This window comes from Bradyrhizobium campsiandrae (genome assembly GCF_014529705.1).
Taxonomy (GTDB): Bacteria; Pseudomonadota; Alphaproteobacteria; order Rhizobiales; family Xanthobacteraceae; genus Bradyrhizobium; species Bradyrhizobium campsiandrae.
On sequence record NZ_JAANIH010000005.1, the window covers coordinates 62070 to 77056 of the forward strand.

Here is a 14987-nt window from a genome sequence, read left to right on the forward strand (position 1 = left end):
GTGCTGCTGTCTGTTTGATCTACCAGAACGATGCTGTGAGTAAACCGGTCGAAAGCGGCGAAATCGAGCAGGAGGCACGAGATCGCGTCGAAAGCGTCAGGGTGAAACGCGGCGAATTTTGTTTAAACGTGAACGGCTTAAGCGGAAAGGGGAAAAATGCGGCAGGGCGCGTGCGCGTGTGTTTCAGTCGCGCCCTGCAAATATCGCCGCGCCATCCGATCATAACAGAATCTTGCAACGTCTAACGAGCGTGAGGGCCAGCTCTGCATCACTATAGCTTTCGAATTAGGTCCATTTCCATCGGGGGAGGCTCTGATGTCCGATCTCAGCTCGCGGCCGAACGACGGGGGCGTTCGATCTCATGTCGTGGCCAATCTCGACGATGCCTCACGCGATTGGGAGCTCGTGCTGCGCGAGTCGCACCATCGCATGAAGAACACTTTGACGCTGCTGGGTGCGTCGGTCCGTCGGGACTTCGGGCGCGCAGGGGCCAGGGATATGTCGGTGGCGGTGGACCGGCTGGAGCGGCGCATCGTCGCCTTTGGCAGGCTCTATCAGCTTCTGTCTGACAATGATGATCTCTCGGAGGTCGCTGTCGAGCCCTTCTTCGAACGTCTGTGCGGTGCGCTCTCCGAGGCGGTGCTGCAACCGGCGGGGATACGGTGCGAGGCCGCTATCGAGAGCGGTACGTTGCCGGCATGGCGCTGCCACCGTCTCGCTCTGATGATGACGGAGCTGGTCACGAATGCAGCAAAACACGCCTTTTCGAACAGGAGCGATGCGCTGATCCGCGTCGAAATGGAAAACCGCGAGGGCTGCTGGTTCTGCACCGTGGCCGACAATGGCGTTGGTGCGACCGGACCGCTCAAGGGGGCCGGCAGTCGGATCCTGGAAGGTCTCGCTCGCAGCCTTGGTGCGGGCTTGCAAGGCGAAGCCCGGCAGGGCGGCACGCGCGTGTCCATCGCGATGCCGATGGAGCGGATCTGAACAGCTCGCCTGCGTCAGCCACAAGCCGCTTCGGTCGCGAGCCCGCGGCCTCAAATCAGGGAGTTCGACATGACCATCATTGAAACGAGGCACGAGCTCGGAACCAACGCGCCGAAATCGCAGCGAGTCGATGTCAGGCTCGAGGTCGTCGTGATCCCGGTATCGGACGTCGATCGCGCCAAGACGTTCTATGCGGGTCTCGGCTGGAGACTGGACGCCGATTTCGCATCCGCCGATGGTTGGCGCGTCATCCAGTTCACGCCGCCGGGCTCGGCCTGTTCTGTGATTTTCGGCAACAACGTGACGCCCGCGGCGCCGGGATCGGCGCAAGGCCTGTATCTGATCGTCTCCGATCTCGAAGCGGCGCGAGAGGATCTGCTGGCGCGCGGCGTCAAGGTCAGCGAACCCTTCCATGGTGCCGGCGACGTTCACGCCGGCACGGACGAGCCGTATCTCTTCGGCCGCGTCAGGCTCAACGGTGCGGACCCGCAACGCGGCAGCTACAGCTCGTTTGCCTCCTTCAGGGATCCCGACGGCAACGGCTGGCTGTTCCAGGAAATCACCGCGCGGCTGCCCGGCCGTATCGAGGCGACCGACACGACGTTCACCTCGTCAGGCGAACTTGCGCGTGCGCTGCGCCGGGCGGCGTCGGCGCATGGCGAGCACGAAAAGCGGACCGGCGTGCACGACGATAATTGGCAGGATTGGTATGCCGACTACATCGTGCGAGAGCAGGCCGGCCAGCCGCTCCCGACCTGAATAGACCGTCGTCATCGCAGGCATTGAGCCCTGCCTCGCGTCACACGGTGCGCGATGCCAAGTCGTGCGCCGTGATGCATTTCGACATTGGGGTGAAAATCATCACACATTGCGTTCTCGCCCGGCCTTGCGCCGACTCGCAACGGCTAACGCGGCCTAACAATCCATAACGAGCCAATTGCGAGTGCTTGAGCCATTCTCCGTTGCAGGACGAAACCGATCTGTCGAGTTTGAATTCGGTCAACGTTGCCGACCAAAGCGAAGGGAGATCCAAAATGACGACGCACGCACGAGCCGACATCCTCAATCCCGACCGACGTCAATTGTTGAGCCAGGCCGCGATGGGCGTCGCGGTCGCCGGCATGGTGAGCCTGTTTCCGTCGCATCCGGCGACATCAGCCGCGAGCGGCGTGGTCCGTCCGTTTCGCGTCGATATACCCGAGGAGGATCTGCTGGACCTGCGCCGGCGCCTGGTGGCAACGCGGTGGCCGGATCGGGAGATCGTCGCCGATCAGTCGCAGGGTGTTCAGCTCACGACGGTCCAGCAGCTCGTGCGCTATTGGCACTCCGACTATGACTGGCAAAATGGAGGCGCGCCTGAACGCGCTGCCGCAGTTCGTGACCGAAATCGACGGCGTCGACATTCACTTCATCCACGTGCGCTCCAGGCACGACAACGCGTTGCCGATGATCGTCACCCATGGATGGCCCGGCTCGATCATCGAGCAGATGAAGATCGTTGGCCCGCTGACGGATCCGACCGCGCATGGCGCAACGGCCGCGGATGCATTCGATCTCGTGATCCCCTCGCTTCCGGGGCACGGTTTCTCGGGCAAGCCGACGGCTCTCGGTTGGGATCCGCAGCGCATTGCGCGAGCCTGGGTCGTGCTGATGGCGCGGCTTGGCTATAGCCGTTACGTCGCCCAGGGTGGCGATTGGGGCAACGCGGTCACCGAGCAGATGGCGCTGCTGGCGCCGCCCGAACTGATCGGCATTCACACCAACATGCCCGCGACCGTTCCCGACGAGATCGCCAGCGCACTCCAGCCCGGCGGATCGAGGCCATCAGGTCTTTCTGCGGATGAGCGCTATGCCTACGATCAGCTCGACGATTTCTACAAGCATGGCCTCGGCTACGCGATCGAGATGTCGAACCGGCCGCAGACACTCTATGGCCTCGTGGATTCGCCGGCGGGCCTGGCGTCCTGGATGCTCGACCACGACGCCCGCAGCGCCGCGATGATCGCGCGTGTCTTCGACGGCAAGACCGAAGGGCTGTCGCGCGATGACATCATCGACAATATCACGCTCTACTGGCTGACCAACACGGCAGTGTCTTCGGCGCGCCTGTACTGGGAGAGCAAGCTGCCGTTCTTCGCCCCCAAGCATGTGAAGATCCCGGTCGCCGTCAGTGTCTTCCCGGACGAGATCTACGCGGCGCCGCGCAGCTGGGCGGAGAAAGCCTATCCCAAGCTGATCCACTACAACCGGCTCGACAAGGGTGGCCACTTTGCGGCCTGGGAGCAGCCCGCGCTGTTCTGCGCGGAAATGCGGACCGCGTTCCGGCCGCTGCGCCAGTCGATCTGAGTTGGAACTGATGGAACCGCTGCGGCGCTCGACCGGTTGCATGGCGCAGGTGCCGCGATAGTCTTCGAAAAGTCCGGAGCGCCGCTCAACGACCCCCAATCAAACCAGGAGAAACAAGATGATCCGCAAGGCAACGGCAGTATGGCAGGGCACCGGTCGCGACGGCACGGGCCATCTCTCGAGCGAGTCGGGCGTGCTCGCGCAGACGCCCTATTCGTTCAAAACCCGCTTCGAGAATGAGAAGGGGACCAATCCCGAGGAATTGATCGCGGCGGCCCACGCCGGCTGCTTTACGATGGCGCTGGCTTTCGGTCTTCAGCTCGCCGGCTTCACGCCGACTGAATTGTCCACTGAAGCCGCGGTCACCCTCGATCCAGAAGGGAAGGGATTCAAGATCAGCAAGTCGGCGCTGACCTTGCGCGCCAAGGTGCCCAACCTCGACGATGCCGGCTTTGCCCGTATCGCCGGAGAAGCAGAGAAGAACTGCCCGGTTTCTAAGGTGCTGAACGCGACGATCACGCTCGACGCCAAGCTGACCTAGTCGAACAGCGGAAGCGGCCCCGGGACTTGCCAGCATCGGCCGGATGAAGGCAAAGTCCTGGGCGAGAGGCCGTCAGGGAGAGGATACGCTTGCTCTCCACTTGCAGGCGTCCCGATGAAGCAGATGGAGCATCAAATGACGACAGAACGCGCAGTTTTGGCCGGAGGCTGCTTCTGGGGCATGCAGGATCTCATTCGCAAGCAGCCCGGCGTCGTCTCCACGCGCGTCGGCTACACCGGCGGTGCGGTGAAGAACGCCACCTATCGCAATCACGAAGGCCATGCCGAAGCGATCGAGATCATCTTCGATCCGGCGAAGACCAGTTATCGAACCATGCTGGAGTTCTTCTTCCAGATCCACGACCCCACCACGCTCAACCGTCAGGGCAACGATCGGGGGACGAGCTACCGCTCGGCGATCTTCTATACGTCCGATGAACAGAAGCGCGTCGCGGAAGACACCATTGCCGATGTCGAAGCATCGGGTCTGTGGCCCGGCAAGGTTGTGACCGAAGTCACGCCCGCCGGTGAGTTCTGGGAGGCCGAGCCCGAGCACCAAGACTATCTCGAACGCTATCCCGACGGCTACACCTGCCATTTCATCCGGCCGGACTGGAAGCTGCCGCGGCGCGCGGCTGCTGCAAGAGCCTAGGAAGGGCCAAGGCCTATCGGATCGCGTTCTATCGGTCCAGCTCCGATCCGGAGGAGTCACGCGCGCAATTGCGCGATCAAACCCCGCGCGATCCGCATGTCGGCGATATCGGATCCTTCGGCAAAAGCGTCAGATCCCTTCTCCAGGATGGCGAGCGCGTCTGCGCGCTGCTGCCGTTCAATCCGAAGCTGTGCGATGCTGATGGCGCATCGCAGCTGCCAGAAGCCTGCGCCCTGCTGTGTCGCCAGCTCCATGGCCTGGTGAAAGCAGGCGTCCGCAACCTCCGATCGGGGCGACTCTCGCAGCATGAGCTCGCCCTTGATGCGGAGCAGCTCTGGCAGGTACCAGCGCTCCTGCCTGTCGTTGCAACGCGCCAACGCGTTCTCGATCGTGTCAAAGCCCTGATGAACCTGATTGGCCCGTCCGAAACAGGCCGCGAGCTCGCCGAGCAGGGGGAGAAAGCGCGGCAGGAAACGCGCATCGCCGGCGCGATTGAGCTCGTCGCGCAGCAGCGGCAAGCCGGTCTCGGCATCCGTGCGGTTGGCCGTGACCAGGGCGTTGAAGGCGCGGGCCCACAGCACCCAGAGCCTGATCGCGTGTCGTTCGGCGTGCTCGAGCAGTTCGGACCCGTAGCGCTCGGCGGCATCGTAATCCCCGGCGAGAAAGGTGATCGGGCAGGCGGCCTGTCCGAGCACGCTGCAGAAGGTCAGCGCGTGGCCGTTGGCGCGACCCTCATGGACGTTGCGCTCGGCGAGCGCGAGGGCCTGATCCGCATGCCCCTGGAGCCAGAGGATGCGGGCGCGGAAATATTGCGTCGAGATCCGCAAGTCGAGCGGGAAGATCTTGGGTTTCTCGGCCAGCACATGCAGGGAGGCGTTCACCCGGTCGATCCGGACACGCGCCTCGCGCTGGTCGCCGAGATAATGCAGCGCGACGGCCATGAGACGGTCTGCCAGCATGAGGTCGGTCTTGTCAGGTGAATTCGCGGCGGCTTCGGTGAAGCGATCCGCGAGCGCGCGTGCCTTGCCGAAGGCGCCGTTGTTGAACTGGTCGATGCACAGGCCCCAGAGCGCCCGCAGCCGGAAATCCTTGTCGTCCAGCCTATCGGCCAGTTCGAGTGTGGCTTCGAGGATTGGGCGCGCCTCACGGGCCCGTCCTTCGCCGTACATCAGCGACCAGCCCAGCGCCGCCAGCAGCTGCATGCGCACTCGCTCCTCGCCATGGTCGCCGAGCGCGCCCAGCGCCGTTCTGGCGCGCTCGCGGCACTCCGCAAACAGCGAAAGGCGGACCCAGAGCGTGACGGCCGCCGCCGTCAGCGCAATGCCGAGCCGTGCGTCGCCTTCAGGCGAAAAGGCCCAGTCCAGCGCGGCGCGCAGATTGTCAAGCTCCGCGCCGTAGACGCCGAGCCAGTCCGACAGCGGCGCGGAGGTCTCGGCTTCAGCGCGCTCGAACAGGTCGCGAAAATATTCGGCGTGCCGCTGCGCAATCCGCTTCGCCTCGCCGGCCTCGTTCAGCTTGCCCTGTGCGTAGGTGCGCGTCGTATCCAGCAGCCGATAACGCAGCGTCCGTGCGCCTGACGGTGCGATCAGCGATTTGGTGACGAGATTGTCGATCGCCTCCATGGTCGCCGATGTGCTGAGCCCGTCGCCGGCAGCGATTGCGGCAGCCGCCTCCGGCGTGAACGGCCCGGCGAATACCGACAATCTCCGCAGGATCGCGCTCTCGGATTCGGGAAGGAGGTCGTAGCTCCAGTCGAGCGCCGCGCTGAGCGTCTGGTGTCGCGGGATGGCCGTCCGCCGTCCGCGCCATTGCAGGGAGAAACGGCTGTCGAGCAGGGATGCAGTGCCTGCGATTCCATAGGCGTTGACGCGCCCCGCCGCGAGCTCGATCGCGAGCGCGATGCCATCAAGCCGGCGGCAGATGTCCGCTACCAGCGGCGCTTCCTCGGCGCTGAGCTGGAACGGTCCGGAGCTCTGCGCGATGCGCTCGACGAAGAGCTGGGCTGCGGGATAAGCGAGGACGTCGGCTGCGGCGAGGTCGTCGCGCCGCGGCGGGCAATCCAGTGGAAACAGCCGAAAGATCCGTTCGCCTTCGCTGCGAAAGGATTCGCGGCTGGTGGCCAGCACATGCAATCGCGGCACCTCGCGCACGAGGCGCTCGACCAGCGGCGCGAGGGTCTCCAGCACGTGCTCGCAACTGTCGAAGATCAGCAGCGTCGGTCTCGCCTGGAGATGGGTGATCAGGGCCGGGACCGGGTCTTCCGCGTTGATGGACAGTCCGAGAGTCGAGGCGATGGTGATGGCTGCGAGGTCGGGCTTCCTCACCGGTCCGAAGTCGACGAAGAAGACGTTGCCATTGAAGGACGCGAGCTGGCGATGGCCCACGGTCACGGCCACGGCGGTCTTGCCGATGCCGCCGGGGCCGACCACCGTGACGAAACGATGGAGTGTGAGTCCGGTCGAGATCTTCTCGATGACGTCGTCTCGTCCTATCACCCGGGCGAGCGCAGCGGGCAGCGAGCGAGGGAAGGGGATCTCGACCGCGGGCGGCTGGAGCTCGGCAGCAGTCTGGGCGAGGGAGGCGACGAAGCAATAGCCGCGCCCGGGAACATTGACGACATAGCGGGCCGATTTGCCGGTGTCGCCGAGGGCCTTTCGCAGGGCTGCGATGTGGAACCGGAGGCTGCCATCGTCCACATTCACGTCGGCCCAGACGCGTTTGACCAGCTCTCGCTTGTCGACGACTTCGCCAGGCCGTTCGGCCAGGAAGATCAGGATGTCGAGCGCCCGACCTCCGATGTGAAGATGCGCGCCGTCCTTCTCCAGGAGCCGGGACTTCGGGAACAGTCGAAATGGCCCAAAGGAAATGGCCGAGTTCTGGTTGCTCTCGTCTGGCACGCGCCATCCGGTCCCTTGGCAGGGAGTCAAAAATGTTTGAATGGGTCTAGCAGATCGAGACGGCGAGTAAACTGGACGAAAGCAGCGGGAGCAGCCGTCAGCCTCGTCCCGTCAGCCTTGATCGATGTTCGCGCGGTGAAAATATCGCTTTCTGATTAAGGGGTTAAGTCACGGTCTGACGCAGCGCTCTGCGGCGGAACCTGTCGCTCCCGCGCAGGGTGTGCATGCGGCAAAACGGGGGTCGCCTCCGCTTTATTCACGGGCGTCATCGCCAAGCCGCTCTCCGCTGGCGATTGACGGGAACCGCACAGTGCTGCGAATGGAGTTTCGGGGAGCCGGTCCCGCCACTGATCACGAGCTGCCAACCCTCAGGAACGGGACATGACCATCCTCACGCGGCGACGCGTTCTCCATGCAGCCGCGATTGCAGCGTCAGCCGCCGGATTTCCAGCCAGTGCAGGGGCCGCAGCCTATCCATCGCGTCCGATCCGGCTCGTGATTCCCTATGGGCCCGGCGGTTCCGGCGATGAAATCGGACGCCCCTGGGTGGAGAGGATGTCATCGCAGCTTGGTCCCACTTTCGTCGAGAACATTGGCGGTGCAGGCGGCGCGATCGGGACCGCTGCCGTCGCGCGCGATGCGCCCGACGGCTACTCGCTGCTTCTCGGAAATGGCAGCACACAGGTCATCATCCCGCTGACGACGGCGAATCCCACTTATTCCGTCGGCGACTTCCGGGCGATCTATCGCCTGATCAGCAGTGCGCTGGTTTTTGCTACCCATCCGTCCGTGCCGGCCACAAATCTGAAAGAGCTGATCGCGTACGCCAAGGTCAATGCCGGCACGATGTCCTATGGAACGCCCGGCATCGGTACCGGCAATCATCTGGTCGGCGAGTTGTTCAAACAGCAGGCCGGCGGGCTGGACATCGTCCACGTTCCCTATCGGGGGATCGCGCAAGCTACCAACGACCTCGTCAGCGGCCACATATCTCTCATGATTGCGGTCATGTCTGTTCAGTTGCTGCAATTGCGGCAAGCCGGCAAGATAAGGCTGCTCGCAGTCACGCCGGACAAGCGTCTGAGCGGTGCACCTGATATCCCGACCGCCATGGAATCGGGCCTGCCGGATCTCAGCTATGAGGGATGGTTCGGGCTGTTCGCGCCGAAGCTGACTGACGATGCGATCATCGACAAGATCGCGCAGACGACACGCTCGGCGATGGCCGATCCTGCCATGCAGGCTAGATATCGCGCCCAGGGCATGGAGCCCGACAGCGATTCGAGCCCGGACAAATTCCAGCGAAACGTCGACGCCACCACGGCAAGCCTTGCTCCCGTGATCAAGTCGATCGGGCTGAAGCTGCTGTAGATCCTGCCGACCCTCCGCATGACCTGGGCAGATTCCGCTCGCTTCCAGGTCCCTGCGCCAGCTCTCCCTTCCGACCTTCGCCGCCTCACGTGCCGTCGGAAGCGGGGGGCATTCCCGCCGGCCGATGTGATCAGCCATTGACAGTCGGCCCGATGTGATAGAATTATAACAAGATAAGTTGCAAAAATAACAATATGTCACCATCGTACCAGCATCTCGCCGGGCCGACGGGAGGAACGCTTGGAATTGTCCGGTTCGGTTGCAGCAGAATCCCTGCCGTCGACCTCGCTCGTGATGGTCAGGGCCATCAACAAGCGCTTTGGTGGCGTGCGTGCGCTGCGCGACGTCAATCTCGAAGTCCGGGCCGGCGAGGTGCACGCGCTGCTGGGCGAGAACGGCGCCGGCAAATCCACGCTGATCAAGATTCTCAGTGGGGTTCATAGCCTCGATAGCGGCACGATCGATATCGCGGGCAAGCCCGTCGAATTCGACAGCCCGGCGAAGTCGCGTGAGGCGGGGATCGCCGTCGTCTATCAGGACCTCAGCCTCGTCGAATCCTTGAGCGTTGCGGACAATCTGCTGCTCGGTCGCGAGCCGCGCACAGCCTTGGGCTTTGTCAGGAAGCGCGCTCTGATGGCCAGGGCCGAGGCGTTCCTGCAAGAGCTCGGCATCCCCCTGGATACGCGCGCGACCGTCGGCTCGTTGCCATTTGCCTATCGCCAGATGACGGAGATCGCAAAGGCGCTGATGGGCGAGGTTCGGCTTCTGATCCTCGACGAGCCGACCTCCTCGCTGACATCGGATGAAGTCCGCATCCTGTTCGACGCGATCGGCAAGGCGACACGGCGCGGCGTTGGCGTGATCTATGTGACCCACCGCCTCAACGAGGTTTTCGAGATCTCGCAGCGCGTGACCGTGCTGCGCGATGGCGCCAATGCTGGCACGTTCATCACCGCCGAGACCGACATGAAGCGGCTGGTCAACGCCATCGTCGGGTCAGATCGATCGGCGTCGATTGGCACGCGCGCTGCGCCTACCGCGAAACGCGCGCTGGATCCGTCGCCGGTCTTGTCGCTATCGGACGTGTCGAACGACCGGCTTCGCGCCGTCGATCTGACCGTGCTGAAGGGCGAGGTCCATGGCCTCGCCGGATTGATCGGCAGCGGACGCACCGAGATTCTCGAGACGGTATTCGGCCTGCGGGCGCTCGAGGGCGGCGCAATCGAAATCGAAGGCCGAGGGTGGCTTCCGAATGGGCCTGCCGATGCGATCGAGCAGGGCGTCGCGCTGGTGCCGGAAGACCGGCACGTGCAAGGCCTGGTTCTGGACCATTCGGTGGAACGCAACATCACCTTGCCGCGGATCCCGCATTTCTCGCGCTGGGGCTGGATGCAACAACGCGCTGCTATCAGGCGTGCGGAAAGTGCGGTCGCGCGGCTCGCGGTGAAGGCGCAGGGCGCGTCCAGCCTGGTCAGGACGCTCTCGGGCGGTAACCAGCAGAAGGTCGTGTTCGGCAAGTGGAATGATCCTCGGCCGCGGGTGCTGCTATTGGACGAACCGACGGTCGGCGTCGACGTCGGCGCGCGCGAGGAAATCTACGCCGTGATCCGCAATGCTGCCCGCGACGGCAGCGGCGTGCTGATGGTCTCCTCCGACCTCGTCGAACTGATCGAGCTCTGCGACCGTATCTCCGTGATCGTCGACGGGTACGTCGCGCGCACGCTGGTGCGCGGCGAGATCGATGACGCCGAAGAGCTGCATCATCTGCTTCAGATGTACCAGGCCTCCGAGCCCGGTTCCTTGCAAGAGTTGTCCGCATGACCGAACTGACTGCTCCCAACGTCGTCGCTTCGCCGACCCGCTCCGATCGGCGCCGAAAGCTCGTCCAGAACCTGCTGCGGGGCGAACGGCCCTACATGCTGTACATCGCCTTCGTGATCCTCCTGATCGTGTTCAGCCTGTCCTCGCCCTGGTTTCTCTCGGTCGACAATTTCCTGAACATCGGACGGCAGACCACGCTGGTGTCGATCATCGCGGTCGGCATGACCTTCATCATCATTGCGCGCCAGATTGACCTGTCCGTTGCATCGACGCTGGCGCTGTCAGGCATGGCCGCCGCGCTGGCGATGAGCCAGATCAACAACAGCTGGATCGTCGGCGCCGTCGCGGGGCTCGGCACTGGTGCGCTGGTCGGGCTGATCAACGGCATCCTGACCACGCAACTCTCGATCCCGTCCTTCCTGGTGACGCTGGGCTCGCTGAGCATGGCGCGGGGACTTGCGATGATGGTGACCAACACCAAGCCTGTGATCATCACCAACGAGACCTATTTCGCAATCTTCGGCGAAGGCACGTTCCTCGGCATACCGGTTCCGATCGCCTGGACCTTGGCGGCGATGATCGTCGGCATTCTGCTGCTGCATTACAACGTGTTCGGTCGCCGCATCTATGCGGTCGGCGGCAATCCGACCGCGGCGCTCTATTCCGGCATCAACACCAAGCGGATCACGACGGCGGCCTTTGTGCTGACCGGCACGCTGGCGGGCCTCGCCGCGCTGGTGCTGTCGGCGCGTTCGCATGCCGCGCGGCCAGATGTCGTGCAGGGCATGGAGCTCGACGTCATCGCCGCGGTGATCCTCGGCGGCTGCAGCCTGTTCGGCGGCCGCGGCTACATTCTGGGGACGCTGTTCGGCAGCCTGATCATCGGCACGCTCAACAACGGTCTCGTCCTGCTCGGCGTGAGCTCGCCGATGCAGCTGGTGATCAAGGGCGCGATCATCGTCGCCGCGGTTGCTTTTACGAAACGCTAGTCGGAAGTCAGGCGCGATGTATTTCATCGCATTGCGTGGGTAGGGGCAAGGTCGTTGGCCCCTAGGTAATCGGCGACCAAAAAAAATGGAGGAAACAATGAAACCAGTCTTGCGCCAAGCCTTGCCTTTGACCGTTTTGATGGCCGCTGCGGCCGTCGTGGCTGTTCCCGCGGCCCGCGCCGAAGTGCCCGCGACCTGCGTCAAGGGCGTCGACCTCGCAACGCTCGGGCCGAAATCGATCGTCGGCCAGGGCCCCCACGGCGAAAAGGCGGCTTCGCCCGAGGTGCTCGCGCTGTCCGAGGCCGATGTCGCGAAGATCAAGGACAAGCACTTCAAGGTCGGCATCTCCATGCAGACGGTCAACCTCGACTGGTCGCAGCTCCAGATCCAGGGCATCACCGACACGCTGAAGAAGTACGGCGTGACGGTGACGGGCGTCGCGTCCGCCGAATACCAGGTCGACAAGCAGATCGCCGACATCGAGAACACCATCCAGCAGCATCCTGACGGCATCATCTCGATCCCGGTCGATTTCACCGCGACCGCGCCGACCTACAAGAAGATCGCCAAGGCCGGCATCAAGCTCGTGCTGATGGACAGCATTCCGACCGGCCTGAAGCACCCCGAGGAATACGCGACGATGGTCTCGGCGGACAGCCAGGGCAACGGCCAGATCGCGGCGCAGATCCTGGCGTCCTGTATGGCGCAGGGCGGCACCATCGGTCTGGTCAATTTCGGCGTCGACTATTTCAGCACCAACGAGCGCACCAAGGGCGTGCGGGAGTGGATGAAAGCGAACCGTCCGGACATCAAGATGAAGCAGGTCGATTTCACCGATCCGCCAAAGGTCTCGCAGATCGCGGGCGACTTCCTGACCGGCAATCCTGACGTCAAGGGCCTGTACGCCGTGTGGGATCAGCCGGCACTGGACACGCTGAGCTCGATGCGGGCCCAGGGCATCGACATTCCCATGACGACGGTCGATCTCGGCCTGCAATCGGCGATCGAGATCGCCAAGGGCGGTCCGTTGAAGGCGACCGGCTCGCAGCGTCCTTACGACCAGGGCGTCGCCGAGGCGATGGCGATGATGAATGCGCTGCTGGGCAAGGAAACGCCCGGCTGGGTCGGTGTGCAGTCGCTGCCGGTGACGCAAGCGAATGTGCTGGAGTCTTACAAAACCGTCTTCAAGAAAGATCCGCCGGCCGAGCTGACGGATGCCTGCAACAAGGCGAAGCCCGCCTGCAACTGAGCTTGTGATAGCGATGCACGATCGTCTGCGGCCGCGCATCGTTCAGTGAGCCTGATCCGGGCGAGCCAGCCCCCGTCCGGATCAGGTTGCGCTGGTGACGTATTCGACGGGAAGGCTGCGGAAGTGCTTGCGTGTGTCTGATGGCACCGCGCCACCGACGATGATCCGCGAGAACGAGCCGACATCGGAGAAGAACGCCGGCTTGAGGCTGCCGAGCTTGCTGGCGTCGACCACCAAAATGCTCTCCATCGCAGTGGCGATCACGGCCTGCTTGATGGCGACTTCGTGAAAATTCGAACAGCTCGCGCCGCGAGTCCAGTGCAGGCCGCCGGCCGAGATGAAGGCCTTGTTGACCCCGAGCCGCCGCAGATAGGACAGACCATCATCCGACGAGAATGACTGCGACGACGGATGATAGAGTCCGCCCATCAGCATCACCTGCGTTGCCGGACGGTGCGTGACGATCGTGGCGACGTTCAGCGAATAGCAGATCACCGAGAGCGGCATCTCCTCGGGCAGGCAATCCGCCAGCGACTGCATGGTGGTGCCGCAGTCGATGAAGATGGTGTCGCCTTCCCTGATCAAGGCGGCGGCGGACCGGCAGGCGAGGCGCTTGTCCTGCGTGTGCTGATCGATTTCCTGCTCGAACGTGTACTTGATCCCGGTGGGCGAGGCCGCGTTGACGACATAGCCGCCGAGCAGAGCGAGCGTACCGTCAGGACCGGCGAGGTCGCGCCTCACCGTCATCTCCGACACCTTGAGCAAATCCGCGGCGTCCTTCAGATGCAGTGCGCCGCTGCTCTCGACGGCCCGGCGCAGCCTTTGCAGCCGCTGGACGCGGGTCTCGCTGGAGCGTGCGGTCGGTGTTTCAGCCATTTTCGTCACCGAGCTTGCTTATCCGGTTGACAATGATCTTACAATGATGTGAGTTTAGCAACGTCAATTTGTTACAATAATAACATCTGGTCCATAGGCCCGTTCCTGTCAGCGATGGCAGGCCAGCGGAAGCTCCAATGGGCAAGGGATGGGAGGATCGCATGTTGCAATCGGCACATTCAGTCTATCTGGCGCTTCAGCCGATTCGCTAGCACCGCACGGCGTAGAGATGGCGCAGGGCGTCTTGATACCAACTCCATCCGCGGTGCCGATGCAGCCACATGCACGGGACCACAATCACACGCGTTCAATCGTGCGCAACACCGGCCGCGCGCTCGAGATGGACTGGGTCGATGAGATCAGGATCAATCTGTCCGCCGCCGAGCGTCGTGTTGCTAGCCTGCCCGGCCGACGCACCGTCAAGAAGGATGCGCAAGCGGCGTGGCTGCTCAAGGCGATCACCTGCATCGACCTGACGACCCTGAGCGGCGACGATACGACCGAGCGCGTGAAGCGCCTCTGCGCCAAGGCGCGGGCGCCGCTGCGCAGCGATCTGCTCGAGGCCCTCGGCTTCGCAGGGCGTGGGCTGCACACCGGCGCGATCTGCGTCTATCACCGCTTCGTCGCGACCGCGGTCGAAGCGCTCGAAGGTTCCGACATCCCGGTCGCTGCGGTCTCGACCGGCTTTCCCGCCGGCCTCATCCCGCACGATCTCAAGCTCAAGGAGATCGAGGCGTCCGTCAGGGATGGCGCGCAGGAGATCGACATCGTCATCACGCGCGAGCACGTGCTGACTGGCGATTGGCGCGCGCTCTACGCCGAGGTCCGGGATTTCCGCGCCGCCTGTGGGGAGGCGCATCTCAAGACGATCCTGGCGACCGGCGACCTCAAGACGTTGCGCAACGTCGCCAAAGCCTCGATGGTCTGCATGATGGCCGGCGCCGACTTCATCAAGACCTCCACCGGCAAGGAAGGCGTCAATGCCACGCTGCCGGTGACGCTGGCGATGCTGCGCATGATCCGGCTCTATGAGGAGCGCACCGGCTTCAAGATCGGTTTCAAGCCGGCCGGCGGCATCTCGACAGCGAAAGACGTGCTCAACTACCAGTTCCTGATGAAGGAGGAGTTGGGACGGGACTGGCTCGAGCCGGAGCTGTTCCGCATCGGCGCCTCGAGCCTGCTCGCCGACATCGAGCGCCAGCTCGAGCATCACGTCACCGGCCGCTACTCGGCCTTCAACCGTCATCCCGTAGGCTGAG

The 14987-nt window shown here is 63.7% G+C and carries 12 protein-coding genes and 1 pseudogene; 11 read left to right on the forward strand and 2 right to left on the reverse strand.

The features are described 5' to 3' along the window. Positions 1-14 precede the first annotated feature (14 nt). From G8O24_RS05305 to msrA, 6 genes and pseudogenes are all read left to right on the forward strand, one after another. The gene (locus tag G8O24_RS05305) at positions 15-245 is read left to right on the forward strand and encodes a hypothetical protein (RefSeq protein WP_188097193.1); all 231 of its coding nucleotides are present in this window, start codon (positions 15-17) and stop codon (positions 243-245) included. A 70-nt stretch (positions 246-315) separates the two neighbouring features. Next, complete coding sequence (locus G8O24_RS05310) at positions 316-987, forward strand: sensor histidine kinase (RefSeq protein ID WP_188097195.1); 672 nt, start codon at positions 316-318, stop codon at positions 985-987. Positions 988-1056: 69 nt separating this feature from the next. Further along, a complete protein-coding gene (locus G8O24_RS05315; RefSeq protein ID WP_188097197.1) occupies positions 1057-1746 on the forward strand; it encodes a VOC family protein in 690 nt (229 codons plus the stop codon). A gap of 275 nt (positions 1747-2021) precedes the next feature. Beyond that, positions 2022-3333: pseudogene (locus tag G8O24_RS05320) on the forward strand (epoxide hydrolase family protein). 118 nt (positions 3334-3451) lie between these two features. Then, positions 3452-3874: an OsmC family protein gene (locus G8O24_RS05325; RefSeq protein ID WP_188097199.1), complete on the forward strand. Its 423-nt coding sequence runs from the start codon at positions 3452-3454 to the stop codon at positions 3872-3874. 135 nt (positions 3875-4009) lie between these two features. After that, on the forward strand, positions 4010-4525 hold the full coding sequence (gene msrA / locus G8O24_RS05330) for a peptide-methionine (S)-S-oxide reductase MsrA (protein ID WP_188097201.1): 516 nt from the start codon (positions 4010-4012) through the stop codon (positions 4523-4525). A 56-nt stretch (positions 4526-4581) separates the two neighbouring features. On the opposite strand, the gene G8O24_RS05335 is transcribed toward msrA, so the two are convergent. Further along, positions 4582-7422: an ATP-binding protein gene (locus G8O24_RS05335; RefSeq protein ID WP_188097203.1), complete on the reverse strand. Its 2841-nt coding sequence runs from the start codon at positions 7420-7422 to the stop codon at positions 4582-4584. 381 nt (positions 7423-7803) lie between these two features. Between G8O24_RS05335 and G8O24_RS05340 the strand changes: the two genes are divergently transcribed. The 4 genes from G8O24_RS05340 (at position 7804) to G8O24_RS05355 (ending at position 12852) form a co-directional block, all read left to right on the forward strand. Further along, positions 7804-8793 (forward strand): Bug family tripartite tricarboxylate transporter substrate binding protein, encoded by a 990-nt coding sequence (locus tag G8O24_RS05340; RefSeq protein WP_188097205.1) that lies wholly within the window; start codon positions 7804-7806, stop codon positions 8791-8793. A gap of 240 nt (positions 8794-9033) precedes the next feature. Further along, entirely contained in the window at positions 9034-10614 is a 1581-nt protein-coding gene (locus G8O24_RS05345) for a sugar ABC transporter ATP-binding protein (RefSeq protein WP_202988747.1), read from the forward strand. Next, positions 10611-11603, forward strand: coding sequence for an ABC transporter permease (locus tag G8O24_RS05350; protein WP_188097207.1), 993 nt, complete (start codon positions 10611-10613; stop codon positions 11601-11603). The genes G8O24_RS05345 and G8O24_RS05350 overlap by 4 nt, the downstream gene beginning before the upstream one ends. Positions 11604-11700: 97 nt before the next feature. Next, positions 11701-12852, forward strand: a complete 1152-nt coding sequence (locus G8O24_RS05355; RefSeq protein WP_188097210.1) for a substrate-binding domain-containing protein — start codon at positions 11701-11703, stop codon at positions 12850-12852. A gap of 81 nt (positions 12853-12933) precedes the next feature. Here G8O24_RS05355 and G8O24_RS05360 read toward each other — a convergent pair whose 3' ends face one another. Next, on the reverse strand, positions 12934-13728 hold the full coding sequence (locus G8O24_RS05360; protein ID WP_188097212.1) for a DeoR/GlpR family DNA-binding transcription regulator: 795 nt from the start codon (positions 13726-13728) through the stop codon (positions 12934-12936). A 340-nt stretch (positions 13729-14068) separates the two neighbouring features. On the opposite strand from G8O24_RS05360, the gene deoC reads away from it, so the two are divergent. Continuing rightward, a complete protein-coding gene (gene deoC, locus G8O24_RS05365; protein WP_244645755.1) occupies positions 14069-14986 on the forward strand; it encodes a deoxyribose-phosphate aldolase in 918 nt (305 codons plus the stop codon). Position 14987: the final 1 nt, after the last annotated feature.

Excerpts from the sequence above, each read along its gene's own strand:
- G8O24_RS05340 (WP_188097205.1), top strand. The coding sequence starts at position 7,804 with ATGACCATCCTCACGCGGCGACGCGTTCTCCATGCAGCCGCGATTGCA.
- G8O24_RS05355 (WP_188097210.1), top strand. The coding sequence starts at position 11,701 with ATGAAACCAGTCTTGCGCCAAGCCTTGCCTTTGACCGTTTTGATGGCC.
- msrA (WP_188097201.1), top strand. The coding sequence starts at position 4,010 with ATGACGACAGAACGCGCAGTTTTGGCCGGAGGCTGCTTCTGGGGCATG.
- G8O24_RS05310 (WP_188097195.1), top strand. The coding sequence starts at position 316 with ATGTCCGATCTCAGCTCGCGGCCGAACGACGGGGGCGTTCGATCTCAT.
- deoC (WP_244645755.1), top strand. The coding sequence starts at position 14,069 with ATGGACTGGGTCGATGAGATCAGGATCAATCTGTCCGCCGCCGAGCGT.
- G8O24_RS05325 (WP_188097199.1), top strand. The coding sequence starts at position 3,452 with ATGATCCGCAAGGCAACGGCAGTATGGCAGGGCACCGGTCGCGACGGC.
- G8O24_RS05315 (WP_188097197.1), top strand. The coding sequence starts at position 1,057 with ATGACCATCATTGAAACGAGGCACGAGCTCGGAACCAACGCGCCGAAA.
- G8O24_RS05360 (WP_188097212.1), bottom strand. The coding sequence starts at position 13,728 with ATGGCTGAAACACCGACCGCACGCTCCAGCGAGACCCGCGTCCAGCGG.
- G8O24_RS05350 (WP_188097207.1), top strand. The coding sequence starts at position 10,611 with ATGACCGAACTGACTGCTCCCAACGTCGTCGCTTCGCCGACCCGCTCC.